The organism is Neolewinella xylanilytica (assembly GCF_002934605.1).
GTDB classification, from domain to species: domain Bacteria; phylum Bacteroidota; class Bacteroidia; order Chitinophagales; family Saprospiraceae; genus Neolewinella; species Neolewinella xylanilytica.
Map to the genome: position 1 here is coordinate 286,211 of NZ_PTJC01000005.1, position 26,655 is coordinate 312,865.

The window sequence follows — 26,655 nt, forward strand, 5'->3', positions numbered from 1 at the left end:
CGTCGCTCAAATCATTCCCCCGGCGTGATCACCCCCAACTCCCGAACCGCCTCCCTCCTGCGCGCCGCCGCCGAAAGAAACGTCCAGGTGCTCTACGCCTGTGAAAGCGGTAGCCGTGCCTGGGGACTTGCCTCCCCCGACAGCGACTACGACGTGCGCTTCGTGTACCGCCACCCAACGGAATGGTACCTGCGCCTGCATCCAGGTAAGGACCAGATCGGTCCGATCATGGAACACGACGGGGAACTGGACCTAGTCGGCTGGGACGTACGGAAGTTCCTGAAGCACGTCACGGAAAGTAATCCCAACGCCCTGGAATGGCTCAACTCCCCGATAGTCTATCACCAGGAGGGGGATTTTCTACCGCGGTGCCGAGCGGTAGCGGATCAATATTTCCAGTCCCGCCGAACGGTGCATCACTACCTCGGCATCGCCCGGGGCGCCCGCGCCGCGGGGGAGGGCGACGACGGTCGATGGAACGTTAAGAAGGCATGCTACTACATCCGATCGATTCTGGCCGCCGCGTATGCCACCCGGCACCTGGCGCGTCCGCCGATCGTGCTCGAGGCACTCATGCTCGAGATCACCGACGAGCGAGTGGCGGTCGACCTAAGAAAGTATATGGACCGCAAAGCCAGCCTCAATGAGAAGGCAGTTGCCCCGCTGCCGATTACCCTGAAGCGCTACTTTGAGGTCTTGGGGACTTCCTTGCTTGACGAGTCTTATCGATTACCGGAGAACCGGCCTGATTCCGACAGGGGAGATGATTTTTTCAGATACGTCATCACATGAGTCCGACCACCGAACGCATCATCGAAGGACACCATCTACTTCTCCACTGCCGCAGTGGTAGCCACGCCTACGGGCTGGCCACCGAGCGGTCCGACGAAGATTTTCGGGGTGTTTTTGCCGCGCGGATAGATAGCTTCCTGGGACTGGATCATCCCAGGCAGTTGTCGGACGAGCGGAACGACCGTACCTACTACGAACTGGGTCGCCTCTTCGAACTGCTCGGCAAGGCCAACCCCACCGCGCTGGAACTGCTGGGGACCGACGGCGCGGACGTGCTGTATAAACATCCGCTGCTGGCGGATCTGCGGGCGGAAGCGTTTCTGAGCAAGGCCTGCCGCGACTCGTTCGCGGGTTACGCGCTCACGCAAATCCGTAAAGCCAGGGGGCTGAATAAGAAAGTCCACAATCCGGTAGCCCCCGAGCGGAAGGGCGTGGAAGATTTCTGCTACATCGTGCAGGAAGGGAAAAGCCGTCCGCTGCGCAAGTGGGCCCGGGAGCACAAGCTGCCACTGACGGAACTTGCGCTGGCAGGGGTCGATCACGCCCGCGATCTGTACGCCGTCTACCACGATCGAGGGGCGGGGTGGGCGGCCGGCATCACCCGAAGCGACAAAGCGAATGCCGTCGCGGTCACCGATGTCCCGGAGGGAGAACTACCCGTGGCGTACCTCTCCTTTAGCCAGGACGCCTACTCCACCTACTGTCGTGACTACCGGGAATACCGCGCCTGGGAGCGTAACCGGAACGATGCACGCTATCGAGGTACCCTGGCGCACGGCCGAGGCTACGATGCCAAGAATATGATGCATACGATCAGGCTACTGGAGATGGCCACGGAGATATTCACCACGGGACGGTTGAACGTGCGTCGGCCTAACAGGAGCTTCCTCCTATCCATCAGGGCGGGGGAATATTCCCTGGACGAAGTGCTGCGGATTGCCGACGAGCGGGTAGAGCAGCTGAATCTGGCCGCAGCCCGAAGCGACTTACCCCATCAGGTTGATTCCGACCGACTGAACCGACGGCTGGTGGGTCTACGGAGGCAGCTGTACTACCCCAATGCCTAATTCCGCCGCCGCGCCAAAAACTGCTCCGGATTAAACCACCGCGCCAGCACCCGCTCGTAGCGCGCGGGCATGAGCCGGGTAATCTTATCGATCCAGTACGCATCGCGGCCAATAAGTACCCGGGGGTTCTCCCGCTCGATACCGCGGATGATCTGCCGCGCCGCCTCCCAGGCCGTGGTCTTGGCCTGCTTTTCGAAGTTGCGGATAAATTGGTCACGTTCCCGTGGGTCCTCGATATCCACGTTGCGGTGGATGTTGGTAGCGATACCGCCGGGATGGACGCAGCAGATGTGCATCAGCTTACCCATCTCCACCCGTAGCGTCTCGGTGAAACCCCGTACGCCAAACTTGCTAACGTTATAGGGGCCAGAGCCGGGAAAAGCGAAGAGCCCGAAGACGCTGCTGATGTTGACCAGACTGGCGCGTGGCTGTTCGCGGAGGTAGGGCAGGAAGACCAGCGAGCCATAGATCACCCCCCATAAGTTGACCCGAAGGGTGCGTTCGTAATCTTCGACCCGACTATACGCGACGGGTTGCTGTCGGACGCTGAAGCCGGCGTTGTTGATCACCACGTCGACCCGCCCGAGGCCGTCTTTCACGTCGTTGGCAAAACGCTGCATCGCATCCCGGTCGCCGACGTCGAAGGCCCGCTGGAGTCCCCGGGTACGCTCCGGCAGCTCGGCCCAGGTTTCCGCCAGTGCTTCTCCTTTCAGGTCGTTAATAGCGAGCACGGCCCCGCGGGCGGCGAGTTGCCACGCCAGTTCCCGGCCGATCCCCGAGCCGGCACCGGTAATGACCACCACTTTTCCCTTAAAGTCTTTCATGTCGATAGAAGGAAACGCCGCTGGCAAGGTTTTCTAAAACCAGTGGCCGAGGTAGAAAAACAGATCGCCCCCGTGATCGGTCAGTCCGTAGGTCAGCTCGATGGGCCCCAGCGGGGTATTCAGTCCGTACCCCACCACGGCTCCGCTAATCCACCCGCTACCGATGGAACTAGGGAAATTGTCCGGATTTTCGAAGTGGGCCACCCGCCCGCCCACGTGGAGGTAGTGATTGGTAAAGAGCCGCTGCCGCCAGAATAGCTCGGACATAACCATCCGACTGCCGGACGCCTCACCGATGTCGAGGCCTGGGAAGCGCTTGAAATTGTTGAGCAGGTTGCGATTGATGCCGCCAAGGTAGTAGCGGTAGGGTAGGGCCGTAGCGTCGAGGAACCCGCCCGCGCTCAGTTCCAGTCCGATCGACTGCTTCTCGCCGAGCGGCAGCATACCGAGAAAATCCAGGTCTGCGTTGTAGGCCCAGGCGGGTTCCGTATCCGAAAAAGGGTGAATGGCCCGGGCGACGGCGTTGAGGTTGAATCCCCGCATCGGGAAGTGGGGCTGATCCAGTTTGTCGTAAATGAAGTAGAGGCGGGAGACGAAGTACATCTCGTCGGCGAGGGTGAACAGGCTTGCGGTATCGGCAGACTGCAGCTGATCGGAGGTGGTCTGGTAATACTTTACCCCGGCGGCCACTCCCGTGAAGCTGTTATGGGTCTGCCGGAAATCCCAATAGGCCTCCGCGCTCCAGTCGTTGAAGCGGAAATCGACCCTTTCGATCGTGATGCCCAGCTGCTCGAAGGGGATTTCGGTGACGTCGAAGCTCACGTCGGCGTAATCGAGGCTGCTCCGCAATCCGAAGGCCGAGCCGTTGATCCGGTTGACGCGGTAATCCTGCCGGTAGCGCAGGCGGTTGCCGGCGATGAGGTCCAGGCTCAGCATGCTGTTGTCCACCAATTGGTCGTAGAGCGTCAGGTTCAGCAGCAGGTTGGCCCGGTACAGCGGGTCGTAGTGTAGCCCCAGGCGCAGTTGCTGGCCGAAGGCGGGCACCTGATCGAAGTCCATGTAGAGGAGCACCTCCCCCGTTGCTTCGTCGAGGTATTCCCAGCGGTAGTTGATATTGGCGTAGCGGCCGGTCACGTGGAGCTCGGCGAGTCCGGCCCGAAAGTCTTCCCAACTGATGCGGCCCGGGATTTGGTCGTCGAAAAAGCTCAGCACCTGGCGGTCCGAGAGGTCCGTCAGCCCCTGGATGATCACTTCCCCTACGTTCAGGTATTCCGGTACCGGGGCGGCGGTCGTGTCGATCCGCGAAGTATCCGACCGCTGCACCGCGGCCAGGGAGTCCAGGGTAGGTTTCGCGGCCAGCGCGGCCTGGTAGCCGGCGTTAATGAGGCTATCGATATCGGCGAAACTCAGGACGTTGTATCCGTCTAGTTCGGGCTTGATGTCCAGGTCGGTGATCTCGTACTGTTCTACGTTACGACGGTTGGCCTGGAAGAAGGCGATCTGGAGGATCAGGTCGGCCACGCTCATAATTTCCCCCGCTTCCAGGGGGTCGGATTCCACGCTGACGCCCAGCACGTAGTCCATTCCCTTAGCCTTGATTTCCTCGGCCGGGTAGTTGTTGGATACGCCGCCGTCGGTCAGCAGCCGGCCGTCCAGTTCGTAGGGGCTCAGCACCCCCGGCAGAGCGGCACTGGCGCGCATGGCTTCGGCCAGCATGCCGGACTCCAATACTACCGCGTCACCTGTTTCGAGGTCCGTAGCGATGCTCAGGTAGGGAATGGGAAGTTGGCTGAAGTCGCGAATGTGCCCCACCCGGGCCGTCCAGTTGGCGAAGAGGTCGTGGACCCGCTGTCCGTCGGAAAGCGCCGTGGGCAGCTGAATGCTGAAGTCTTTCATGGAGATCGACAGCAGGTACTTTTCGTTGTACAGTTTTTCGTAGATGGTGCGGTTGCCGCGGTCCACGGCATCCTGCAGCTCGGCCATGATGTCGATACTGCGCAGCAATTGCTCCAGTTGGTCGGCGCTGTAGCCCGCGGCGTAGAGCCCTCCGACCACCGCGCCCATGCTCGTGCCGCCGATGTAATCCACCCGTACCCCGCTTTCCTCGATCACCCGCAGGGCGCCGATGTGGGCGTACCCCTTGGCGCCGCCTCCGCTGAGGACGAGTCCGACGGAGGTCTGTTTTTGCGCCGCGGCGCAGGTGCAAAACAGGATCGCGAAGAGTAAGGTGAGCTTGGTATTCATCCCTGAGGCTAACCGGTAATTTTTGTCGGTTCCCACTCCGAAAGGTAAGCCGGGCATTGGTAATCCTCCCGGTGGGAAGAGAATCCGTGGTGCGGGCGTTAGCTTTGGCATCCGAAGCTGATGAAGTACGTACTGACATTTGGCGGGCTCTTCTATATGCTATCCTTATTCGGAAGACAGGGGCAGTGCGCCATGCCCGTAGTGGGCGACAGCTACCGCTTTCTCAACCCCCGGGTAGTCGGCTACGACTCCGAACTGGCCCCCTTCTTCCTGCACTTCGGCACCGTATACCGCGACGAGCTGGAGCAACCCGGCGACCGCCAACGCAACGATAACGTAGCCGAATGGCACGAGCGCTTCTGCGATCAGGCCGAGCCGGAAGCCATCGACGCCATCATCTACGGCAACAACCTCAATCAGCTTCAGGAACTTCGTCGCCTGCTGAACCAACCCGAGGCCAAAACGGGCGATCTGCCCCCGGGCTTGCGGTCCAATAGCTTCGCCCACCACCTCCTCGAGGCCAACTGCGTGGAAGTGCTCGAGTACCTGATCTACGCCAAGCAGGCCGAGCCCTTCGTCACCGCCCCCACCAATGCCTTTGATGCTCCCTCACCGGACCGCTCCGAAATGGAGGATCTGCTGAAGCGGGGGGTGGAAGCCTTTCCCCGGGTGGAAAGCCATTACGTTCGCTTACGCTACGCCTACCAGCTGATCCGCCTGGCCCACTACCTGAAAGCGTACGACTACGTACTGGAGCTCTATGCTTACCTAATGCCCAAGATCGACGCCGACCCCAGCATCATTTACGACTGGATCGAGGGCCACCGGGCCGGGGCGCTGCAGTCGCTGGGCAATTACGCCGAATCGGCCTACCTCTACAGCCGCATCTTCGAGCGTACGCCCAGCAAACGCGAGAGTGCCTACCGCAGCTTTCGCATCCGCACGAACGAGCAATGGCGGGAAGCCCTGTTGCTGGCCCAAAACGACCACGAACGCGCCATGCTCCACGTACTGAGGGCCCACAACGGTAAGGCGATCGTCGTGGACGAGATGCGGGATATCTACGGCTACGAGCCCGATAACCGTTCGCTCCAGTTGCTTACCATGCGGGAGCTCCAGGAGCTGGAAGCCTCCCTGCTTGCCAGCCGCGTCCAATCGGAGGGGCCGGACGCGGAAGCTACCGACCGCCTGGTCGAACTCCAGGCCTTCGTTAACCGGGTACTGGAAGAGGATAAAGTGGCCGACCGGGATTTCTGGAAGTTGGCCCGGGGCGTCCTGGAGATGCTGGCCGGCGACTACTTCTTCGCCGAGGAGACCTTTACCGAGCTGGCCGCCACCACGGAGAGTGACACGATCCGCCAGCAGATCGGTATCCTGGAAGAAGTGCTGGACGTGCTGGAGCTGAACCGGGTAACGGATTCGGTGGAGCTTCACTACTACGACCTGCTGACCGACGCGACCCTCCAGCAACGGTACCCGGACTTTCAACCCTTCGTAAACGCCAAACTGCAGTCCGTCTACCGCCGCACGGGGAAGGAGGCGAAGGCCGATCTGATTCGCTACGGCTTTGATGCCATCCAGAAGAACCCGACCATCGAGTCCATCCTGGCGCTGGAACGCATGGCCGACAGCCTGAATCGCAACCGCTTCGACCGCGCCCTGCTCACCGACCGGATCGGCCCGAACCCCGTCGACCACATCTACAATCTGCTCGGCAATCATTACGTACAGCAGGGACAGTGGAAAGCCGCCCTGGAAATCTACCGTCGCATCGACCCGAACCGCATCGATGATTTCGGCCGTTATTCGCCATTTATCCGGCAGATCAACGATCGCGTGGAATTCACTCCCCCGGCCGATGCACCTACCTACAATAAGGTGCAGCTCCTGGACCGGCTGGACGAACTGGAAGAGGAAGCCGACCGCACCACCAACGACACCATCGCGGCCCGTAATTACTTCAACATCGGACAGGCCCTCTACACGATGAGCTACTTCGGCTATAACTGGTCGTTCGCCGATGAATTCCGCTCCGGCAGCAGCGCCGCCCGCGCCGCCGCGGCCCGCGAACCCCGGGAAGTCTTCTCCCACCCCTACGCCCCGCTGGGTAACCGGGAAAGCTTGGATATGGGCCAGGCCCGCTACTACTTCGAGCGGGCCATGCGCCGGGCGCCCGACCGCGAATCCGCCGCCACGGCCGCCTACTTCGCCGCCAAAACCGAACGGAATCGCCACTACGCCCTCGGCCGGCCCGGCGGGGAGCGACCCTTCACCTATTTTGGCCTCATCCGGGATAATTACTCGGACACGGACTTCTACGACCAGCTGATCGCGGAGTGCAAGACTTTCGCTTGGTACGTGAATCGGTGAGGGCCGACTTCCCCGTCTGCCGAGCGCAGCTCGTCCGCCGGGGAAGTTTAGGTATGACGAAAACTCAACAAACTTTGCTCACCCCCCGCGTTTACTCCCCAAATCCGCAACTATGCTGTCCCGCCCCCGCCGCAACCGATCTTCCGCCGCCGTCCGCAACCTGGTCCGGGAAACGGAGCTGAATGCCGGGCACCTAGTACAACCGATCTTCCTCCTTCCCGACCCGAACGCGCGGCTACCGGTCCGCAGCCTCCCGGGTACCTTTCGCATGGGCATCGAGGAAGTATTACGGGAAATTGAGCAGTGCCGGGAGGTAGGTATCCACAGTTTTATGATGTTCCCCGCCGTGCCCCAGGAGCATAAGGACAAGACGGGCACGTACGCCACTGCCGACGAGAATTTCTACCTCCACGCCGCCCGCGCCATCAAAGATCGGTTTCCGGAGGTTTGCCTCATCTCCGACGCGGCCCTGGATCCCTACAGCACGGACGGACACGACGGCGTGGTCATCGACGGCCGCATCCACAACGACGAGACGCTCAAGTTGCTGGACGCCATGGCGGTGGCCCAGGCGCAGTCCGGATTCGATATCATCGGCCCCAGCGATATGATGGACGGCCGGGTCGGCAGTATCCGGCGGGCCCTGGACAAGGAGCATTTGACCGAGACGGCCATTATGTCCTACACCGCCAAATACGCCAGTGCTTTCTACGGCCCCTTTCGCGATGCCCTCGACAGTGCGCCCCGCCAGCTGGCCGACGTGCCGTCCGATAAAAAGACCTACCAGATGGATCCCGCCAACGTCCGGGAAGCGCTGCGGGAAGCAGATCTCGACGCCGCCGAGGGTGCGGATTACCTCATGGTCAAACCGGCCCTCAACTACCTGGATATTATTTACCGCCTCCACGAGGCGCACCCGCTGCCGATCGCAGCTTACCACGTTTCCGGAGAGTGCGCCATGCTACTGGCCGCCGCCGAGCGGGGCTGGCTGGATTACGAGCAAGCGGCCTCGGAAGCCCTCCTGAGTATCCGGCGGGCGGGCGCGGACGTGATTATTACTTACTTCGCGAAGGATTTCGCGCGCTGGAACCAGGCGCGGCCGTTTTAGGGACGCGTAGCGTCCACTTTAGTGGACTGGCTGCCGGTATGGATTGCTGGAGCTTGATAGGGGTTACCACGGCCGTCGTTGTTGGCAGCGTGACGGCTGAAGCCGTCGCTACGGGTAGCGTCCACTTTAGTGGACTGGCTGCCGGTATGGAGTGCTGGAGCTTGGTAAGGGTGCCGTGGCCGTCGTTGTTGGCAGCGTGACGGCTGAAGCCGTCGCTACGCGTAGCGTCCACTTTAGTGGACTGGCTGCCGGTATTGAGTGCTGGAGCTTGGTAAGGGTGCCGCGGCCGTCGTTGTTGGCAGCATGACGGCTAAAGCCGTCGCTACGGGTAGCGTCCACTTTAGTGGACTGGCTGCCGGTATGGAGTGCTGGAGCTTGGTAAGGGTGCCGCGGCCGTCGTTGTTGGCAGCGTGACGGCTGAAGCCGTCGCTACGGGTAGCGTCCACTTCAGTGGACTGGCTGCCGGTATGGAGTGCTGGAGCTTGGTAAGGGTGCCGCGGCCGTCGTTGTTGGCAGCATGACGGCTGAAGCCGTCGCTACGGGTAGCGTCCACTTTAGTGGACTGGCTGCCGGTATGGAGTAAATAGAACGGGTGTATCCTGCAGCATGACGGCTAAAGCCGTCGCTACTCGAGCGCCTCCAACAAATCATCCAGATCGTCAAAGCTTTTGTAGCCCACTTTTTCCTCGCTGCTCCCCCGTAGCGCCAGCCCGTGAAACACGGCCGCGGCAGCGTCCGCATCCTCCGCTTCGAGGTCGATGTGGAGGTAGGCGGGGCGATCGCCGAGGATGCGCTGTAACTCCCCGATAGTAAAGGGACTTCCCTCGGCGAGGTCTTCGTAGGCAATGCCACCCGCAGCGAAATCCAGCACAACCGGTCCGGTAGTCGCATGCAGCAATTCGCCGATGTCCTCCGCACTTTGGTAGCCGGCTACGGGGATCCGGCGGATCAGGGTTAACGATTCCCCGTCTAGATCGGGAAGGGGAGCATCGTGGTCGAGCAGGAGATGGGTTATGCCGTAGGCTTTCACGGCTTCGGCGGTGAGCGGTTCACCCGCGCCCCGGCGCCATTCTACTACACAGGTCGGTCCCTCTACCCATTCCCGGATGGCCATGAACTCCTCCACGGACAGGCCGTCGGGCCCGATTGAAAAGCTGAGGTAGTCCGCGTTCCAGGCCGCAAAATAGCGGGCGTCGGTGAGGTGGGTGATGCCGAAGGCCAGGAGGTGGGTTTGTAACATGGGGCAAAGGTAAACAGATGGTACTCACCCTCACTTCCCGGCCACCACTACGACGATTTCACCCTTCACCTTGCCGCGGGCTTTGTAATCGGCGTGCAACTCGGCGAGTGGGGCGGTGGTGATCTCTTCGTAAAGCTTAGAAATTTCGCGAGCCACGGATCCCTGGCGATCGGGCCCACAGTGCTCCTCCAGCTGCCCGAGCAACTTGGCGATGCGGTGGGGCGATTCGTAGAGGACGAAGGTATTGGGCAGCTCGGCGAGGTAGGTGAGCCGGGTCTGCCGCCCCTTCTTGTGGGGCAGGAAACCTTCGAAATGGAAGCGATCGCAGGGAATACCGCTGGCGGCGAGCGCGGGAACGAAAGCCGCCGGGCCAGGGAGGCAACTTACTTCGATTCCGGCATCGCGGCACGCCCGCACCAGCAAAAAACCGGGATCGCTGATGCCGGGGGTGCCGGCGTCCGTAATCAAGGCGTAAGTAGCACCGGTTTTGAGCTCGGCGACGAGCTGCTCGACGAGGGCGTGCTCGTTGTGGGCGTGGTAGGCCCGCATGGGGGTCTCGACCTCGTAGTATTTGAGCAGGGAGCCGGAATTGCGGGTGTCTTCGGCCAGGATTAAATCAACATCACCCAACAGGCGCAGGGCCCGCTGGGTGATATCTTCTCGGTTACCGATGGGAGTTGGGATAAGGTACAGCACGGACGTAAAGGTCGTGGTGCCGGACGGTTAACCCAAATTACATGATGTTTTCCTCGTCCATGACGTGGCGTACACTGCGGCGGATCATTTCTACGGTAGCGCCATAGACCATATGGCTGCCGAGTTGCCCGGCCTGCAGGCTCAGGGGTTCTTTCATCGGGCTGGGAGCCAGGCCGAGAGCGGGGAGGCCGATTTTGTGGGCGGCGGTCCAGAGAGCTGCACCGAACGGGATACCGGCGGGGGCCTGAACGGAGGGGGCTGCTTCTACGATTACGCCATATACACCGCCTACGAGGGCACCGAAAGCGAGGTTGATGGCTTGCTGGGCGGTTTCTTCCTGGTTCCGGTTGATGTTGGTGTTACTGATTTCTTCGGCTCCTTCTACGATCTGCAGGCGTGCATCGTGTTCTTCATTAGGCTGAGCCGTAGGCAGGCTCCGGTCGACGATCATCTTGATGCCGGTGCCGATCAGGCCACCGATCATGCCGGCGAGAAAGCCACGAACGTAGTCCGGCTCGTTGGACGTACGGGTGCGGGTAAAGTAATCACCAGCGGAACCCAGGGCAGCGGTAGCCGTACCCAGCGCACCGGCGGCGTAGGCCTGAGCGTCGTGACCGGCGGATGCGGCGTACTCCTTGGCCGAACGGGTAGAGGAGGACAATTTACCACCCAAGTTATGGGCCGCTGCTTCCGCTTCGTGGAATTTTTTGTTGGCAAAACGCTTCTCGGAGCGAAGGTCGAGGTTAGACAGGGTATCGGATACGCTGTCGACGAGGGAATCTATAAAGGACATATTTGGGCTTTCTTGTTGCAACGGAAGCACGGCGTGGTCTGTTCGTTTCCGCTTTACAGGCTACAATCGATCGCGCTGTAGGCCATGGCTCCGAAGGCGTACCGAAATCCGACGCCCGGCCCGATCCGGCAATCGGTAGCGATCTGCGGTTGCCCCAGGAGCAAGTCTTCCACGGAGGTTTCCCAGGCGGGGAGTTTAAGCTGATCGCGGCAAAGCTGCAGGTCCAGGGAAAGCCGCCCGGCTAGCCCCCGAACAGAATTAGGTCGACCTCGCTTTCGGGCACCGCCGGTTTTGCTCGGGCTGGGCAGGTAGATCGGATCGTCGGAGGTGACGGTGTGGCTGCCTTGGAAAGTGGGGCGTTTGGTTTCGCTTCGCCTGTTAGTCGCGATCCTTGTTGCTGCCGAACAACCGCTTGATCCACGACTGCTTCCGCTCCTCCCGTCGCTCGTCTTTCGGCTGGTCCCGCTCGAGTTCCTTTGCCACCCTTGCGGCGTATTCCCGGGCTGATTCATTCGCCCGCCGGCCTTTACGCCGGACCATTTCCGCTATCTCGTCCCGGTCAAACTCGCGCAAGCGGCGGGTGATGTCGCGGTCCACGGCGTATTCGTCGCCCTCGTAGTCGTAGTAGATAGGTAATTCATCCAGGTAGTCCGGGCAGTCCAGCTGGTCCAGCGTCATCTGGTCCATGCTTCCGAAGCCGCCGCCGCGGTAAGCGTCCAGCCCGCGACCGTCCTGTACTTTCCGCATGAAGGTACCCCAGATGGGCAGGGCGGTGGCGGTGGCCGATCCGCGGCTCAGGGTGCGGAAGTGAACGGCGGGGTATTCCGCGCCGACCCAGGTGCCCACTACCAGTTTGGGCGTGAAACCGAGAAACCAGCCGTCGGATTGGTCCTGGGTGGTGCCGGTCTTACCCGCCAGGGCGCCCTTGATGCCGTAGGTGGACCGCAGCCGGGCGCCGGTACCGCCGTTGACCACCCCGGCCATCAGGTAGGTGGCGACTTTGGCGGTCTCCTCGTCCATAACCCGCTCGCCGCCAGCGGGACGTTCGAATTGTACGAGGACTTTGCCGTGCTCGTCCTCGATCCGGTCCAGGAAGTGAATCCCCGCCGGACGCCGCCCGCCGTTGGCGAAGGTGCTGTAGACGGTATTCATTTCTTCGAGGCTGGCTTCCACCGTTCCCAGGGCGATACTCGGAATGGCCTGAACCTGCTGTCGGACGCCCATGGAGTTGATCTGGCGGGCCAGGGTGGGTAATCCACTGCGTACGGCGAGATTGACGGCTACGGTATTGACGGACTTAGCCAGGCCGCCCCGCATGGAGTAGGCGCCTTCGTAGTGTCCGCCGGGGTTGCCGGGGCTGTAATTGTTGAAATCCGCGTATACCACCTGTTCGGCGGGGGTGTATTCGCAGGGTAGTACCCCGTTCTGCAGGGCGGTGGCGTACACTACCGGCTTAATGGTGGAGCCCACCTGCCGCCGGCTGATAACGTGATCGAACTGAACGGCCTGATAATCTACCCCACCCACCCAGGCGCGCACCACGCCGGTGGCCGGCTCGGTCGCCAGCAGACCGGCATTCAGCAGGGTGAAGTAGTGGCGCAGGCTATCGATGGGACGCAGCATGGTATCCACGGGGCCGCCCGTACGCCAGTCGTAGATCGTCATGGCACGCGGCTGCCGCATTTGCTCCAGTATGTCGGCTTCCGAATGCCCGGCGGCGGCGAGGGAACGGTAGCGGGTGGATTTCTTCACCGTAGCGAGAAAGGCCGGTTCCCAGGGCGCTGATTTGCTGGATTTCCAGTCCTCGGCCAAATTCTGCTGAATGCGGGGGAGCTGCTCGCGTACCGCTTCCTCGGCCATGCGTTGCAGACGGGAGTCGAGGGAAACGTAGATGGACAAGCCGTCGCGGTCCATGTCGTAGGGTCGGCCGTCGGGGTGCAGCAGGTCGGCGAGGGCTTCGTCAACCTCGGCGCGAAGGCGCTGGCGGAAGTGAGCCGCCGAACCTACCCGCTCGTTGTCCCGGCTATAGTGGAGTTCGAGCGGAAGCTGCTTGACGCTGTCCTTGACCGCCAGCGGGATGCTGCCGTTCTGGGCCATGAGGGCCAGGACGACGTTACGGCGGGAGAGGCTTTTATCGGGGTGCGCCCGGGGACTATAAGTGGTGTTTGCCTTTAGCAGGCCGACGAGCACGGCGGATTCCTGGAGGTTCAGGTCGGCGGCGGGCTTGTCGAAGAAGCGATTGGCCGCCACTTCGATGCCGTAGGCGTCTTCGCCGAAGGGCACGGTATTGAGGTAGAGGTTAAGCAGGTCCTGCTTGCTGAACACATCCTCCAGGCGACTCGCGATGACCATTTCCCGCAGCTTGACCTTGACCATGCCCAGGCTTCCGTACTGCTGGCGGGGGTAGAGCTGTTTGGCTAGCTGCTGACTGATGGTGCTGCCACCACCGCCGCTGCGGTCGCCCATCAGGATGCTGCGGTAGGCCACCCGAAACAGCGCCTTCACGTCGATGCCCTGGTGCTCGAAAAAGCGGGCGTCCTCGGTGGCGACGAGGGCCTTCGTAACGTAGGGGCTGATTTCCTCGGCCGGCACGCTGAGGCGGTTGATGGCGTAGTATTTACCGAGCAGGGCACCATCTTCGGTGAAGATGCTGGAGGCATTGTCGTTCTCGACCTGGGAGAGCTCCTCCCGGCTGGGCATGTGACCGTAGGCGCCACTTAGGACTCCTAGGTACAGAAAAACGAAGAGCACCAGCACCAGGGCCGCCGGAATGCCTACCCCCAGCAGAGCGAGCTTGCGGGGCGGTTGTTTCTTAAGGTAGCGGAAGGTTTTGCGGCTCTTTTTGGCCACGGCAGCCCGAAGCTTTTCGGTCAGCGATTTTGGCATAGTGTAGTTATAACGGCAGGAGGAAAGCTAAACACGTCCATCGCTTCCGGCGCTATACCGGCGGCGTGGAATTAACACAGATTAACGCTCCTCCAACGAATTGGATGACCGCATCTTGTTCTGATGCCAGACAAAGCGGAGCATAGCCCGACCGGTGGGGGCGCTAGAAAGTAGGGTGCGTACATCGGATGTCTATTTCCCTGGCAGGAATAAACCTACTTAACTGTGCGGTCCGCAACGGCACTGAGGGGCGCGGCCTGATTTTCCCTACTGCACCTGAAACAATGCATTGGCGAACAGGAACTTCCCGTTTTCCCAGAACGCCCGGTACAGGGGGTTGTCGACCATGTAGATCACCTGCCCCCGCCGCATGGGTTCCACGCCGAAGTTCAACGTCTCCTGGATCTTTTCGTAGGCCCGGTTGCCCACGAAACCGGAGACTTGTGGCTCCTGGCGGATGCGGCCGACGTTCCACCCGTCTTCCAGGTATTCGTAGGCGTCATCGCTCACCTTCAGGGAGGAGTAAGCGTCTCCGATCCCGAAGCTCAGGGGGTGGGTGTCGTCCATCTCCACCTCGACGATGGCGCCGGGGATGAAGCCTTCGATGAAGCGCCGCTCCTGGCCGCCGTAGGGTTGCAGCCGTTCTTCCCGCTTCGCCGTTTCCGACAGCGTGTCTTTTGGGGCGTCTTTCTCTTTCAGTCCGAAGCCATCCTTACCGGCCAGGCTGCCATTGGCCGAGCCGATCGCGATGAGTTTGCCGCCGCCGCCGATCCAATCGGCCAAGGCCTCCGTTTCTTCCTCACTGAAGCCATAGCGGCCCTCGGGCAGGACGAGAATATCGTAGTCGTCCGCAAACACATCCAGCACGTCCTCGCGGTCGAAGATGCTTAGCGGATAGTCAAGGTCCTGCTCGAAGTAGTACCAGACTTGTCCGAATTCGTTCGGGTAAATACCCTCCCCGGAAAGCGTGGCGATCTTCGGCTCGCCGATCAGGGCGTAGTTACTACCGCCGAGGTCACCGCCGACGCTGGCGCTGAAGCCGGTTTCCAGCACCGACAGGTTTGCCTCGTGCTCGGTAGTCAATCGCTGAAGGGTGCCGGCAAAATCGGGATGCACCCGATTATCCCCCCGGTTGATGATCAGGGTGCCAGCCGGGTATTCGGTATCCCCGAAGGTGAAGTCGGTTTCGGAGGTGCGCACCTGGATGCCTTCCCGCACCAGGGCGGCCAGGAAACGGGCGCTGTTCATACCCTCCCAGGGCAGGGCAAAGGCGTAGGCCGCGGCCACGTCCACCCCGGCGAGGGGGTTTTGGTAGTCGGCCGCTGGGTAGTCTTCGGTTTCCACGTTCAGACGGTCGGTGGTGGCGTAGGTTTCCAGTCCGTAGGCCAGCGGGATCGACCAGGCCGTGATGTCATAGGTCACCGAATCTTCCACCGTGGCGGAGGGGTCGAAGAGCACCTGGGTGAGTACTGACCGCGGTTGGTAGGCCGATACGATGAGGTCGCCCGCGCTGGTTTCCCGGTCCACGGATTCTCCCGTACGGTAGTCCGTTCCCCGGAAGGAGCGGTTTGCCGTAGCCCGCCGGTATTCGATGCCGTTGCGGTCGAGCAGCTCGGTCAGGGCCCGCAGATTGCCGGGCTGGTTGTCGGCGCTCACGATGTAAGTCTTGAAGTTCCCCTGGGGCTGGGCCGTGGTGTTTTGGAAATAATTACCGAACTGGGTGGTGAGCCGGTCCGCCTCGCGGGCGGCGATCTCCACGGTGCTCAGGGCCGTTGTCCGATGGTGGGCAACCCGGTCTTTCAGGGTAAGGGTATCGCCGGTGGGCAGATCGATGGCCCGGCCACCGCGGCCGCCGCCGCCCTGCTCGTAGGTCATGCCGATGGCCCCGTTGAAGGTGGGGTAGGTATCCCCGTAGCTGGGGTACAGCAGGTCGAAGCGTTCGCGGGTGAAGTAGAGCCAGCCATTCCGGTCGAAGTAGCGGGCGTGGTTCTGGCCGATCTCGGTCTGGAAGTCTCCCTGCCAGTCGGTAATGTACTCGTGGAAGGGGGCGGCGGCCGGCGCGAAGTAGTAGGGGGAGGTATAGCCCTGCTCGTGGAGGTCGGCGTGAATGTGCGGCATCCACTGCTGGTATTTCACCATGCGGTGGCGACTTTCTTTCTGTGTCTGCCAGGCCCAGTCGCGGTTCAGGTCGAAGAGGTAATGGTTGACGCGGCCGCCGGGCCAGGGCTCGTCGTGCTCGCGCACGGCCGGGTTGGGGTCGATCCGCTTGCCGGCGGTCTGCCGGTACCAGTTGGTGTAGCGGTTGTAACCGTCGGGGTTGAGGCTGGGGTCGAGCAGCACGACCACGTTCTCGAGCCATTCGCTGGTTTCCGCGTTGTCGGGGTTGGCGAGGTCGTACAGTACGCCCATGCTGGCCTCCGACCCCGTGGCTTCGTTGCCGTGGACGCTGAAGGAGAGCCAGACGATGGCGATGTCCTCCAGTTCCGGGTCGGTATCCCCCTCCAACAGTCCGGCACGCCGCAGGTTGTTCTCGCGGATGGCCTCGATGCGGGCCAGGTTTTCGGGCGTGCTCACCGTGGCCAGAATGAGCGGGCGGTCTTCGTTGGTGGTGCCGTACTGTTCCAGGGTGACGCGGTCACTCTCCCCGGCTACCAACTGGTAGTAGTCGACCAGCATATGGTGGGGGGTGAAGGTCTCCCCCAATTCGTGGGGCAGGAAGTCGCCGGGGGCGGTAAGTTGGCTTTGGGCGGCGAGCGCGGGAGCAAAAATTTCCGGGCAAACGACGGGGCCGGTCAGCAAGACAAGCAGAAGGAAGAACTGGCGCATTCGGGGAGTGTAAAGGTACCGGGGTAAAGGTAGCGTACCCGACGAACTCGTCAGGCGAAGGGCGGGCGTAGCTAGTAACCCGGCATACGAACGGTGCTGCTTGGCTACGAACTCGTCAGACGAACGGCGTGCATTCCTACGAACTGGTGCCCCCCGCTGATTCGGCTGACGAGGGCTAACCTGCGCGGGCCCCATCTGCGGAATTACGTCCCGGGGGAATTCACGCAGTAGCCGCGCAGCCAATCCGCGAGAATCCGCGCCTTATCGAAGCGATCTGTCTAAATCTGCGGTGAGAAAACACGAGCGTAGGCGAGCAGAACCGCTACCCAACACCTTCCGCACTCGGCAGACAAACTCCGCTCCGCTACGTTCGGCGGACGAGCGCTAAAGGCTCCAGCTACGTCCTCCCGTCGCACTAAGCGGCATATCCCCGTCATACTCCCCCGGCACCGGGTCGTACACCAGCACCTCCGTGCCGATCTGCTCCGAGCTCAGGTAACCCCACAGTACCATCGACTTGAACGAGCGATAAAAACCGATCGGCGGCTGCTCGCCCACGGCCGTGCCCCACACGGCGGGCTGGTAGCGGGGCGACTTCTCGGCGTCGCTGAAGAGCTGGCCGCGCTGGTCGGCTTCCAGTTCGTGGAAGACCTTGCCGAAGCGGGTGCGCGCGTCCTCGTCGAAGTCGCGGATACCGGTCTGCATGGGCAGGAGTTCGTCGGTGTCCGCGTTGGTGGCGGCCATGACTTTGTCGATGAAGCGGTCGACGCCGACGTCCAGTCCGCCGGGGGTGTCGGTGGTTGGGAGCAGCGTATCGATGTAGGCGGTGACGAAGCGGGCCTCGTCGTCACTGAAGAAGGCTGGCTTCCAGCCGAGTGCCGGCTCGTTGTTGCAGCCGTGCAGCAAGGCGGGGGTAATAATGGCGCCCCCGGCAAGCCAGCTGATGTTGCGGAGTACGTCGCGGCGGTTCAGCATCAGATATTTTGTTTGTTGAGTTCGGAAACGGCGTGCTCGGCGGCCCGCGCGCTGAGCGCCATGTAGGTCAGGGAGGGGTTCACGCAGGAGGAGGAGGTCATGCAGGCCCCGTCGGTCACGTACACGTTCGGCGCGCCCCACACCTGATTGTTGCCGTTGAGCACCGAGGTCTTCGGATCGCGACCCATGCGGGCGGTGCCCATCTCGTGGATCCCGTAGCCCATCTCGTGCTCGTTGTCGAAGGGCACGATGTCCTGCAGGCCGGCGCGTTCCAGCATCTCCACGGCATCCTCCTTGGCCTGCTTGTTAAGGGCGAGTTCGTTCGGGCCCCACTCGGCATCGATGCTGAGGGTGGGTTGCCCCCATTTATCCGTCACGTCGGGATTAAGCTTGACGTGGTTGCTGTGTTGGGGCAGGCTTTCGGAAAATCCGGTGATGAAAAATTCCCACGGACCGGGCTGGAGGAGTTTCTCCTTGAATTCCGCCCCGTATTCCGGCAGGTTGGCCGCCACGCGCGAGCCGCCCCGCCCTGCCCCGCCCTGGAAGCCGAAGCCGCGGACGAATTTGTCGGATTGCGAGGCCTCATCGATGTTCCAGTAGCGCGGGATGTAGATGCCGTTTGGGCGCCGGCCCTTATAGTAGCGATCCTCGTAGCCCTCCACGGTGCCGGCGGCGCCGACGCGGTAGGTATGGTCCATCAGGTTGTGGCCCAGTTCGCCGCTGTCGTTGCCCAGTCCGTTCTCGAAGCGGCCGGACTTGGAGTTGAGCATGATCTGGGTGGAGGAGAGGGTAGAGGCGTTGAGGAAGATTACCCGGGCCTTGTAGTCAATCACCTCGTTGGTCTCGGCATCGATGATGCGTACGCCGGTAGCCTTGCCCTTCTGATCGTCGTAGATCACCTCCTGTACGATGGAGAAGGGCCGGATCGTCAGGTTGCCGGTCGCGGCGGCCGCCGGCAGGGTGACGGCGTTCGAGCTGAAGTAGGCGCCGTACGGACAGCCCCGGCTGCAGCGGTTGCGGTACTGGCACTTGCCCCGTCCGTTCAGTGGTTCGGTGAGGTGGGCCACCCGGCCGATGATCATGTTGCGGCCGGGAAAGTCTTTTTCGATGCGCTTACGGATGTCCTTTTCCACCACGTTCATTTCCATGGGCGGCAGGAAGTGGCTGTCGGGCAATTGCTTCAAGCCCAGTTTGGCGCCGCTGATGCCCGCGAATTTCTCCACGTAGGTGTACCAGGACTCGATGTCACGGTAGCGAATGGGCCAGTCCACGCCGTGCCCGTCCTTGGCGTTGGCCTCGAAGTCGATATCGCTCCAGCGGTAGGTCTGCTTCCCCCACAGCAGCGAGCGACCGCCCATCTGGTGGGCCCGGATCCAGAGGAAGGGCTTGACCTCGGTGTAGGGGTTTTCCCGGTCGTTGGCGTGGAAGTGCTCGATGTCCTTACCCACGAAGCCGGAACGGACGCTTTTGTAGTGCTTGTCCTGTTCCTCGGCGGTGAGCCCGCCCCGCAGGTCCATGTCCCAGGGGTCCAGGCTCATGGTGGGGTAGTCCTTCACGTGCTCCACGATGCGGCCGCGTTCCAGCACCAGGGTCTTGAGTCCCTTTTCCGTAAGTTCCTTAGCGGCCCAGCCCCCGGAGATTCCGGAGCCTACCACGATGGCATCGTAAGTGAGGGCCTTATCGGCATCTATATTGTAATTGGCCATACGTTTGCTCGATCGACTGATAAAGCCCCCAATATAAGCCGCTTCTACCGTCCCCGAATGTTCATCCCGGTCTACCGTCGGCCCGTACGCTTTTCTTTTTTGCGCCGGGGCGCAGGAGGAAAAAGCTCGCGCTCAAGGCTGTTGATCACCGCACCTTAACCAGGAACAGCAAAATCTCTCCGCGCAACAGCTCCCCTAATTTCTTCAGTGAATGGATTGGCTGATCATCCGGTATAGCTCCCAGGAAGATCCGACACGCCGGTAGAGGTAGTCGGCCTGCCCGTACCCATTGGCAACGAATACATAGGCAAACTCCCCACCGTCGTAAAGTATGGGATACGAGACAGAAAGGCAGTTGCCCTGATCATCGGTATCGTCAGCCAGGACAGACTTCCAGTTGTGCGGTGTTTGCCGGGCAATGCCCGCGACTACGGCTTCCGCAGTAGCGGCGTCCAGTCCGGCTTCGGTAAAGTGAGGGACCGGCATCTCCGGAACCATTAGGGCTGCCGGCGATAGACAAGCATCGGAGCTGTAGTCAGTAAGTACGACGGTAACCAGGGCAGTAATTTCTGAACGAATGCCCACGTCGGGGAGTGACTGCCTTGCGCAGGTCAAAAGGAAGGCGGCAATTATGGCTAGTTTCATAGGATACGGGTAAAGAGACACAACGAGTAAAAGCTTGCTGGAAGAAGGAAATCCCATACTCCACTATTAGAGCTGGGTTACACGTGTACACTTGGGGTCGCCCTCAATTTTCTGTGGTAGCTAGGGAAACGACGCTGACAAACGCTTCGTGTGATGCCACTTCCCGGCACTCCGGCGCGCACTGCAAGTAGATCTCCTCCCCGGAGGCAGACTGTAAAACATAGGATTCGTAATCGGTGCCCTCCATCACCAGCACCTGCATACCCGGATACTTCGTACGGAAGGTTACCGCTCGGGCAGCCATTGGTAAGTAGGGCTCGACCCGTACTCCGCAGATGTCCTGGATCCTGCCTTCTCCGATGATCGCAGCGGCGGTAGTATCCGTGGCAGATGGATCAATTAGGTAGATACGGTCACGGAATTCTTCGGACGACGGTAGCCCTCCAAAGCCAGCCAATATGGTCGCGGTGTAAAATCTAAAATTGGGCACGTTAATCTGCGCTACCGTACCCCCTCGGTGTACCACTACATTTTGATACGACCGACTGGCATCTATGCACGCGGAATCGCTTTGGTCGATCAGCCTCCTTATGTACGTGTCCATACTTTGTTCGTGCACTGTTCTGGAAGGAGTCCGGTAATTCACGCACGACTGAAGGATTACGAAGAGGATGAGTGCGGCGTTGATCTGCAGTCGGGTAAGCTGGTGCCATTTCATTTCAGCGGAAGTCGGGTTGACGAAGATGTAGTTTGGGAAGGCTACCACCGGGGAGCCGGTGAATAGATAGATGCACGGCCAGTCATGGTATGCATACGGCATTCAGTCTTTTTTTAGTTGGTGGGGTAGCCGCTACTAGAAACAAACCAGGTGACCGTCAATCGAGTGGCACGTATCCCGATCGTCCTTCGGTAAGTTGTCCAATGCTTCTACGGAGACTTTCTCCTGCGCTCCGGCGCAAAGCAAAAACACCCAATCCTGCGGTAGGTGGCGATCGATGTACAGTATCCCTGCCTGGCTTATCCCTTCCGCCAGGGGGGCGGGTAGTGTTGGTGCATCCGCCCGGCGAATACCTTCCAGCCGGAAGAAAAAGCTCAGGCACACCAGCCCCACGGCCAGCCACCGGTACCCCCGTTCGCCCAGGGGCGGGCAACGCATCGCCCGCGCAAACAAATACGCCAGATAAGGGATGGCCGGAGCGACGTACCAGTTCTGCTTATTACTGCTGAAGGGTAACAGCAGCTCGGTAATTCAAACCAATCCGCACCGAGGTGTAGGGATAATCCGCCAGCCCGCGCTGCAGCCGCAGGAAATAATCGACGCCCCGCTCCCGCTCGGTTGTTAGATCGAGGCGGACTACAAGGGGGCGGTCCCCGTTGCCCAGGTACCCGTAGTAGCCGCCCAGTGCCGGGGTAAGGGTAAGCCCCCGAAAGCGAACGTCACAGCCCAGTCCGTACTGCACGGCATCGTTCTGGTAGTAATTGTCCTGGAAGGTTTGCCAGACGTAGAAGCCGATCTGGGCGTGGGGCCTGACGGACAGTTCGGTTTCTCCGACGGGATACGTCTTGCCAGCGGAGAGGTCGAAGGAGTAGCCGGGGGTGTCGGTGTAGCGGGCCGCCGAAAGCTTGTTGCCGGACGCGGTTTTCAGGTTGATCGCGAGGAGTAAATCCGGGAGTCGGGCGTGGCCCCGCAGGAGCTGTACGTGGGTAGCGACGTACACGTCTCCACTGGCCCAACCCTTTCCGTCGAAGTCGCGGGCGGCCCGTTCGTCCCGGATCGTCGGGGTCATCGCGTACCGTTCCAGCGGTACATACTGCAGGTGAAGGCCGACGCGGTCGGAGAACAGGGGGATGTGGCCCTCGAGGTAGAGGTTTTGCGTCCGGTCGCCGTGACCGAAGTGGGCTTCCCCGGCCACCCGGAGACGGAGAGCTTCTTCGATGCGGCCATTCCGTACGTCGGGCACCGGCAGGGCATTGGGCCCCATGAAGGCCGGGGCCAGGGTGAGGTAGCTGCGCCAGGGGGAGACGCCGTCCCAGTCGTGGGTGTCGTTCCACCAGCCGTAGTCCTGGGCCCGGCCGAAAAGGGGAAATACGACAAGCGCCAGAAGGAAGGGTAGGGTGGGGCGGTGCATGCCGCGAAAATAGGGGCACCGTAATTGCCATCCTGCAACCCACCAGCTAAAACCCGGGCACGGGTCTTACCGTCTTATAGTACATCCGGATTACTTTGAAGGTCCGAATACGTTTCATCCGCCGAACTATGTCTACCAAGCTTCCCCTTTCCCTTATCCGCCTAGGCACCAGTCTAGGACTCCTCCTGCTTCTGTGCCTGCCCCTCCACGCCCAGACCCTCACCGTCAGCGACGAGATCCCCATGCGCAACGACACGGAGTACACCCTGATCGGGAAGCTTGGCGGACAGGTACTCCTCCTCCAGAACCGGGAGAGCAGTCAGCTCATCACCGCCTACGGCCGCAGCATGAACGAAAGCTGGGAAAAGGAGCTCGAGCTCCGCGGGCGCAACATCCGCATCCTCGAGACCGTCGCCGCCCAGGACGGCAGCGGCTTCCACCTGCTCTACCTGTTCCGCGACAAGGGACGCAACCACCTCCAGCTCGATCGCTACAACCCGGCCGGGAACCTCCAGGACAGTGTAACCCTCAAGGATTTTGGCACCTTCATGACCACTCCCGAAGAGGAAATTTACCTTTCCGAAGACGAGACCAAGGCCCTCCTGCTCATCGTCGAACAGCAGGATAAGCCCCGCTACCTGGGCATCGACCTCGATAGCATGCAGTTACTGTACGACCGCATTCTGGAACCCGACAAGTTCTTCTTCGGGGAAGACTTCGTACAGGCCGAGATCGCCAACGACGGGGATATGTATTTCGTGGCCCTGGAGAATAACTTCAAGAGCCGCCGTAAGGAACACCGCTACCAGGTGTACGTCCACGATGCCAACGGCGGGAGCCGCGAAATGCTGGAGGTCAACCTGGGTGACAGCCTCACCTACGACGTCTTCTTCCGCTACGATAACCTCAATCAGCGACTGGCCGCCGGCGGACTCTACTCCACCCGCGATTTCCTCCGCGCCGAAGGGTACTTCTACCTCTGGATCGACCCCGTCAATCCCCGCAACGAACTCCGGCCCACCTTCCAGAAATTCCCCATCAACCTCGTCCGCAACGTCGAAGGGCGCAAATTCAACAAACGTCGCCCCGGCATCAACGAACTGACGGTACGCGACGCCATGCTCCGGCGCGACGGCGGGATGGTCATGATCACCGAACGCGATCGTCAGCTGCAGCGGCGCGGCTCCGTGGCCCAGGCACAATTGCTGAATACCTACGGGGGCCGCCCGCTGGTCGACTACCACTACGATGAGATCGTCGTCTTCGCCGTCAACCCCGACGGCACGCCTCACTGGAGCAATATCATGCACAAGAAGCAGTACAGCCAGGACGACGGCGGCGTCTACTCCAGTTTCTTTCTCATGGAAACCCCAACCCGACTGCGGTTCCTCTTCAACGATGAGGTCCGGTTCGAGAATTCGGTTAGCGAATACGTCCTCAACGGCCGGGGAGAATTCCTCCGCAACAGCCTGTTCCATACCCGCGACCTCGATCTCCGGCTGCGGTTCCGTGACGGCATCCAGGTCGCCGCCAACGAGCTCATCATGCCCAGCGAGCACCGCAACCGACTCCGGCTGGTGAAAATGACCTACGACGCCAAATGAGGTGGCTACCCCTCTGGCTGTTGGTCGTCACGGCCTGTAGCCCTAAGCTCCCCGACGGTACCCATTTGCTGCCCGAAGCGGAAACGGTCGACCTCCGCATAGGGGATCAACTGCGCACGGAGCGTAAGGGAAGCAATTTTTTCACTTTCGTAAGCGTGCTGGAAGACAGCCGCTGCCCCCGCGGCGTGCAGTGCATCCAGGCCGGCCGGGCGGTAGTGGAGGTACAGCTGCTACGTGGCGGGACGCTGCAAACGGAAACCATCGTCATCGACGGCAATGCGATACCCACCGACCGCGGCCCGTTGCAGATCCTGCGCCTCGAGCCCTACCCGGACGCGGCCGTCGATGATCCGGCACCGTATCGGATGGTGGTGCGTTCCGCCGATTGATTCCGTGTAGCGGAAATTCGCCGTGCCTTGCTTTATTTCCTACTCCATAGCGTCCATATGGATTGCCCTTGCCCCCACATGCACTACGGACGGCCACGGATTTCCCTTTAGCGCGGGGTGACTCTTCGGGTTAGAGAAAGCCCCAGGCTCATATACCACGCCGCCACCGTTTGGCCACCCATACCGGCCAACAACCTCCGCATCCGGATACCAAGTGCCAGCCCAATCAAAAATCGGTTATCAAAAATCGCATATCGCCAATCAAGAGCTCCAGGTCCGCCGACCACGCCGCTAAAATTTGACCACCCATACCAGACAATAAGCCCCCGCATCCGAACGCCAGCGCCAGCCCAATCAAAAATCGGTTATCAACAATCACCAATCAATCGCTCCGCTGCACACAGTCCCAACGCTCAAGCACGGCTACCCACAAATTTCCCGCAGCACCAATTGATTACCCACACCGGAAAAAGCTCCAGTCCCGCTGACCACGCCACCAAAATTTGACCACAAATTCCGCCAATAACCCCCCGCACGCGGGCACCGGGCGCCAGCCCAATCAAAAATCGGTTATCAACAATCGCATATCGCCAATCAAGAGCTCCAGGTCCGCCGACCACGCCACTAAAATTTGGCCACCCATACCGGGCAATAACCCCCCGCACCCGAACGACAGCGCCAGCCCAATCAAAAATCGGTTATCAACAATCACCAATCGCCAATCAATCGCTCTGCTGCACACAGTCCCAACGCTCAAGCACGGCTACCCACGAATTTCCCGCAGCACCAATTGATTACCCACACCGGAAAAAGCTCCAGTCCCGCTGACCACGCCACCAAAATTTGACCACAAATTCCGCCAATAACCCCCCGCACCCGGGCACCGGTCGCCAGCCCAATCAAAAATCGGTTATCAAAAATCGCATATCGCCAATCAAGAGCTCCAGGTCCGCCGACCACGCCGCTAAAATTTGACCACCCATACCAGACAATAAGCCCCCGCACCCGAACGACAGCGCCAGCCCAATCAAAAATCGGTTATCAACAATCACCAATCGCCAATCAACCGCTCTGAACCCAAATGGCAACTTGTACGCTTAACCCAGCAGTGGGTATCTCCGCCTACCTTCATACTTTGGATTTCGTCCTTTAAACTTCGTACTTCCTTCGTCCTTTAAACTTCGTACTTCCGATGTTCTTCCCCACCGGCGACGACCAGGTCCGCGGCGGCCACCGCCCCCACTTTGCCTACGGCCTGATCGCGCTGAACGTGCTGATCTACGCCTACCAGTTTAGCCTCGGGCCGGAAGCCGGTCAGGCCTTCGTGTACGCGTGGGGCACCATCCCCGCGCGCATCGAATCCGGGGAGGGATACCATACCCTGATCACCAGCATGTTCCTACACGGCAGCTGGCTCCACCTGATCGGCAACATGCTCTACATGTGGATCTTTGCCGACAACATCGAAGCCACCATCGGGAGTGCTAAGTTCGTGGCCTTTTACTTCCTCGGCGGACTGGCCGCAGGCCTCTGCCACATGTACTTCAACGCCGGCAGCCCCATCCCCGCCGTCGGTGCCAGCGGGGCCCTCTCGGCGGTGATGGGCGCGTACATCGTCATGTTTCCGCGCAGCCGCGTCCGGGGCTATTTCTTTTTCTTTCGCGTCCACGTGCCGGCCTTTATCTTCCTCGGTTTCTGGTTTTACCAGCAGTCGGCCGCCGGCTTCGCTACTTTGGAAGACAGCGCCGGAACGGGCATCGCCTGGTGGGCCCACATCGGGGGCTTCGTCTTCGGCGTACTGGGGGGATTCTACTTCCGGTTCACCCACGCCGTGCCCCGCCATTCGGAGGGCTACGCTTCCCGCCACGACGCGGAGATCTGAACCGCCCGTCCCGATCGATCGATGGGCGCCGGAGCACGGGTGCGGTAGCAACTTTGGAAATGCGAATCCGTTTCTTTAGAAATACTTATTTTGGAATCATGTCTAAGCGTACCAACAAGAAGAAGACTGCAGCCACTCGCAAGCATGAATTGATTCAGTTAAGGGGTCATTCCAGGAGTATAAATGCGAGCGATGTCAAGCCACATTACCGAAGTACTGCCGGGGAGACGAAAACTTCTCACTCTCAATTGGATGAGTTAGCTTCATCCAGCCATTCCTATCAAACTTTACCAAATACAACCAAACAGGTAGTAAAGGATAAGGTCAAACGGCTAGTTCGTCAGATTCGCACAGACGATCCTGATTTTCTTCTGGCGAAGAAAGAGGATAGCGATCACATCAGAAGTCTTAGACTGCGGGCAATGATAGCTGAAGACTTTGATGAGTTAGACGAAGTCTTTCGAGCCTTAGCTTGACTC

The 26,655-nt window shown here is 60.7% G+C and carries 21 protein-coding genes; 8 read left to right on the forward strand and 13 right to left on the reverse strand.

Annotation, left to right across the window (positions count from 1 at the left end; genetic code table 11):
- The first annotated feature begins 24 nt into the window (after nt 1-24).
- Together CLV84_RS01125 and CLV84_RS01130 are read left to right on the forward strand one after the other, a co-directional pair.
- The gene (locus CLV84_RS01125; RefSeq protein ID WP_170067515.1) at nt 25-792 is read left to right on the forward strand and encodes a nucleotidyltransferase domain-containing protein; all 768 of its coding nucleotides are present in this window, start codon (nt 25-27) and stop codon (nt 790-792) included.
- A complete protein-coding gene (locus CLV84_RS01130) occupies nt 789-1,859 on the forward strand; it encodes a DNA polymerase beta superfamily protein (protein ID WP_104417904.1) in 1,071 nt (356 codons plus the stop codon). The genes CLV84_RS01125 and CLV84_RS01130 overlap by 4 nt, the downstream gene beginning before the upstream one ends.
- Here the strand turns inward: CLV84_RS01130 and CLV84_RS01135 are convergent.
- The gene (locus CLV84_RS01135) at nt 1,856-2,683 is read right to left on the reverse strand and encodes an SDR family NAD(P)-dependent oxidoreductase (protein ID WP_104417905.1); all 828 of its coding nucleotides are present in this window, start codon (nt 2,681-2,683) and stop codon (nt 1,856-1,858) included. The genes CLV84_RS01130 and CLV84_RS01135 overlap by 4 nt on opposite strands.
- A 33-nt stretch (nt 2,684-2,716) precedes the next feature.
- The gene (locus CLV84_RS01140; protein WP_170067516.1) at nt 2,717-4,927 is read right to left on the reverse strand and encodes a patatin-like phospholipase family protein; all 2,211 of its coding nucleotides are present in this window, start codon (nt 4,925-4,927) and stop codon (nt 2,717-2,719) included.
- Nucleotides 4,928-5,047: 120 nt separating this feature from the next.
- Here CLV84_RS01140 and CLV84_RS01145 point away from each other — a divergent pair, with 120 nt between their 5' ends.
- The gene (locus CLV84_RS01145) at nt 5,048-7,297 is read left to right on the forward strand and encodes a hypothetical protein (RefSeq protein WP_146088667.1); all 2,250 of its coding nucleotides are present in this window, start codon (nt 5,048-5,050) and stop codon (nt 7,295-7,297) included.
- 112 nt (nt 7,298-7,409) lie between these two features.
- Nucleotides 7,410-8,405 carry a porphobilinogen synthase gene (gene hemB / locus CLV84_RS01150; RefSeq protein ID WP_104417908.1) on the forward strand — a complete coding sequence of 332 codons (996 nt, stop codon included), beginning with the start codon at nt 7,410-7,412 and terminating at the stop codon, nt 8,403-8,405.
- 625 nt (nt 8,406-9,030) lie between these two features.
- On the opposite strand, the gene CLV84_RS01155 is transcribed toward hemB, so the two are convergent.
- The 11 genes from CLV84_RS01155 to CLV84_RS01210 all read right to left on the reverse strand — a co-directional run bounded on the left by CLV84_RS01155 (nt 9,031) and on the right by CLV84_RS01210 (nt 22,301).
- A complete protein-coding gene (locus tag CLV84_RS01155; protein WP_104417909.1) occupies nt 9,031-9,645 on the reverse strand; it encodes a hypothetical protein in 615 nt (204 codons plus the stop codon).
- A 30-nt stretch (nt 9,646-9,675) separates the two neighbouring features.
- A complete protein-coding gene (gene rsmI / locus CLV84_RS01160) occupies nt 9,676-10,341 on the reverse strand; it encodes a 16S rRNA (cytidine(1402)-2'-O)-methyltransferase (protein ID WP_104417910.1) in 666 nt (221 codons plus the stop codon).
- A gap of 37 nt (nt 10,342-10,378) precedes the next feature.
- A complete protein-coding gene (locus CLV84_RS01165; RefSeq protein ID WP_104417911.1) occupies nt 10,379-11,134 on the reverse strand; it encodes a DUF1440 domain-containing protein in 756 nt (251 codons plus the stop codon).
- A 378-nt stretch (nt 11,135-11,512) separates the two neighbouring features.
- Nucleotides 11,513-14,020 carry a transglycosylase domain-containing protein gene (locus CLV84_RS01175; protein ID WP_104417913.1) on the reverse strand — a complete coding sequence of 836 codons (2,508 nt, stop codon included), beginning with the start codon at nt 14,018-14,020 and terminating at the stop codon, nt 11,513-11,515.
- Nucleotides 14,021-14,287: 267 nt separating this feature from the next.
- Nucleotides 14,288-16,846, reverse strand: coding sequence for a M14 family metallopeptidase (locus CLV84_RS01180; protein ID WP_104417914.1), 2,559 nt, complete (start codon nt 16,844-16,846; stop codon nt 14,288-14,290).
- 384 nt (nt 16,847-17,230) lie between these two features.
- Nucleotides 17,231-17,821: a gluconate 2-dehydrogenase subunit 3 family protein gene (locus CLV84_RS01185; RefSeq protein ID WP_245911342.1), complete on the reverse strand. Its 591-nt coding sequence runs from the start codon at nt 17,819-17,821 to the stop codon at nt 17,231-17,233.
- On the reverse strand, nt 17,821-19,527 hold the full coding sequence (locus CLV84_RS01190) for a GMC oxidoreductase (RefSeq protein ID WP_104417915.1): 1,707 nt from the start codon (nt 19,525-19,527) through the stop codon (nt 17,821-17,823). Before CLV84_RS01190 ends, CLV84_RS01185 begins: the two co-directional genes overlap by 1 nt.
- Before the next feature lie 204 nt (nt 19,528-19,731).
- Nucleotides 19,732-20,172 (reverse strand): hypothetical protein, encoded by a 441-nt coding sequence (locus tag CLV84_RS01195; RefSeq protein WP_104417916.1) that lies wholly within the window; start codon nt 20,170-20,172, stop codon nt 19,732-19,734.
- Between the two features lie 103 nt (nt 20,173-20,275).
- Nucleotides 20,276-20,992, reverse strand: coding sequence for a hypothetical protein (locus CLV84_RS01200; RefSeq protein ID WP_104417917.1), 717 nt, complete (start codon nt 20,990-20,992; stop codon nt 20,276-20,278).
- A gap of 33 nt (nt 20,993-21,025) precedes the next feature.
- Nucleotides 21,026-21,328 carry a hypothetical protein gene (locus CLV84_RS01205; RefSeq protein ID WP_104417918.1) on the reverse strand — a complete coding sequence of 101 codons (303 nt, stop codon included), beginning with the start codon at nt 21,326-21,328 and terminating at the stop codon, nt 21,026-21,028.
- Between the two features lie 61 nt (nt 21,329-21,389).
- Nucleotides 21,390-22,301 carry a hypothetical protein gene (locus tag CLV84_RS01210; protein ID WP_104417919.1) on the reverse strand — a complete coding sequence of 304 codons (912 nt, stop codon included), beginning with the start codon at nt 22,299-22,301 and terminating at the stop codon, nt 21,390-21,392.
- A gap of 128 nt (nt 22,302-22,429) precedes the next feature.
- On the opposite strand from CLV84_RS01210, the gene CLV84_RS01215 reads away from it, so the two are divergent.
- The 4 genes from CLV84_RS01215 to CLV84_RS01230 all read left to right on the forward strand — a co-directional run bounded on the left by CLV84_RS01215 (nt 22,430) and on the right by CLV84_RS01230 (nt 26,652).
- Nucleotides 22,430-23,905, forward strand: a complete 1,476-nt coding sequence (locus CLV84_RS01215; RefSeq protein ID WP_104417920.1) for a hypothetical protein — start codon at nt 22,430-22,432, stop codon at nt 23,903-23,905.
- Nucleotides 23,902-24,294: a hypothetical protein gene (locus tag CLV84_RS01220; protein WP_104417921.1), complete on the forward strand. Its 393-nt coding sequence runs from the start codon at nt 23,902-23,904 to the stop codon at nt 24,292-24,294. Before CLV84_RS01215 ends, CLV84_RS01220 begins: the two co-directional genes overlap by 4 nt.
- Nucleotides 24,295-25,486: 1,192 nt before the next feature.
- Nucleotides 25,487-26,176 carry a rhomboid family intramembrane serine protease gene (locus tag CLV84_RS01225; protein WP_104417922.1) on the forward strand — a complete coding sequence of 230 codons (690 nt, stop codon included), beginning with the start codon at nt 25,487-25,489 and terminating at the stop codon, nt 26,174-26,176.
- A gap of 98 nt (nt 26,177-26,274) precedes the next feature.
- On the forward strand, nt 26,275-26,652 hold the full coding sequence (locus tag CLV84_RS01230; protein WP_104417923.1) for a hypothetical protein: 378 nt from the start codon (nt 26,275-26,277) through the stop codon (nt 26,650-26,652).
- The last annotated feature ends 3 nt before the right edge of the window (nt 26,653-26,655 follow it).

Bases quoted from the DNA above. Each gene is read 5' to 3' on its own strand.
- CLV84_RS01180 (WP_104417914.1), bottom strand. From the start codon at position 16,846: ATGCGCCAGTTCTTCCTTCTGCTTGTCTTGCTGACCGGCCCCGTCGTT.
- CLV84_RS01145 (WP_146088667.1), top strand. From the start codon at position 5,048: ATGAAGTACGTACTGACATTTGGCGGGCTCTTCTATATGCTATCCTTA.
- CLV84_RS01225 (WP_104417922.1), top strand. From the start codon at position 25,487: ATGTTCTTCCCCACCGGCGACGACCAGGTCCGCGGCGGCCACCGCCCC.
- CLV84_RS01190 (WP_104417915.1), bottom strand. From the start codon at position 19,527: ATGGCCAATTACAATATAGATGCCGATAAGGCCCTCACTTACGATGCC.
- CLV84_RS01140 (WP_170067516.1), bottom strand. From the start codon at position 4,927: ATGAATACCAAGCTCACCTTACTCTTCGCGATCCTGTTTTGCACCTGC.
- CLV84_RS01200 (WP_104417917.1), bottom strand. From the start codon at position 20,992: ATGCCGTATGCATACCATGACTGGCCGTGCATCTATCTATTCACCGGC.
- CLV84_RS01230 (WP_104417923.1), top strand. From the start codon at position 26,275: ATGTCTAAGCGTACCAACAAGAAGAAGACTGCAGCCACTCGCAAGCAT.
- CLV84_RS01195 (WP_104417916.1), bottom strand. From the start codon at position 20,172: ATGAAACTAGCCATAATTGCCGCCTTCCTTTTGACCTGCGCAAGGCAG.
- CLV84_RS01220 (WP_104417921.1), top strand. From the start codon at position 23,902: ATGAGGTGGCTACCCCTCTGGCTGTTGGTCGTCACGGCCTGTAGCCCT.
- CLV84_RS01185 (WP_245911342.1), bottom strand. From the start codon at position 17,821: ATGCTGAACCGCCGCGACGTACTCCGCAACATCAGCTGGCTTGCCGGG.
- CLV84_RS01205 (WP_104417918.1), bottom strand. From the start codon at position 21,328: ATGCGTTGCCCGCCCCTGGGCGAACGGGGGTACCGGTGGCTGGCCGTG.
- CLV84_RS01130 (WP_104417904.1), top strand. From the start codon at position 789: ATGAGTCCGACCACCGAACGCATCATCGAAGGACACCATCTACTTCTC.
- CLV84_RS01135 (WP_104417905.1), bottom strand. From the start codon at position 2,683: ATGAAAGACTTTAAGGGAAAAGTGGTGGTCATTACCGGTGCCGGCTCG.
- CLV84_RS01210 (WP_104417919.1), bottom strand. From the start codon at position 22,301: ATGCACCGCCCCACCCTACCCTTCCTTCTGGCGCTTGTCGTATTTCCC.
- CLV84_RS01215 (WP_104417920.1), top strand. From the start codon at position 22,430: ATGTCTACCAAGCTTCCCCTTTCCCTTATCCGCCTAGGCACCAGTCTA.
- CLV84_RS01165 (WP_104417911.1), bottom strand. From the start codon at position 11,134: ATGTCCTTTATAGATTCCCTCGTCGACAGCGTATCCGATACCCTGTCT.
- hemB (WP_104417908.1), top strand. From the start codon at position 7,410: ATGCTGTCCCGCCCCCGCCGCAACCGATCTTCCGCCGCCGTCCGCAAC.
- CLV84_RS01175 (WP_104417913.1), bottom strand. From the start codon at position 14,020: ATGCCAAAATCGCTGACCGAAAAGCTTCGGGCTGCCGTGGCCAAAAAG.
- CLV84_RS01155 (WP_104417909.1), bottom strand. From the start codon at position 9,645: ATGTTACAAACCCACCTCCTGGCCTTCGGCATCACCCACCTCACCGAC.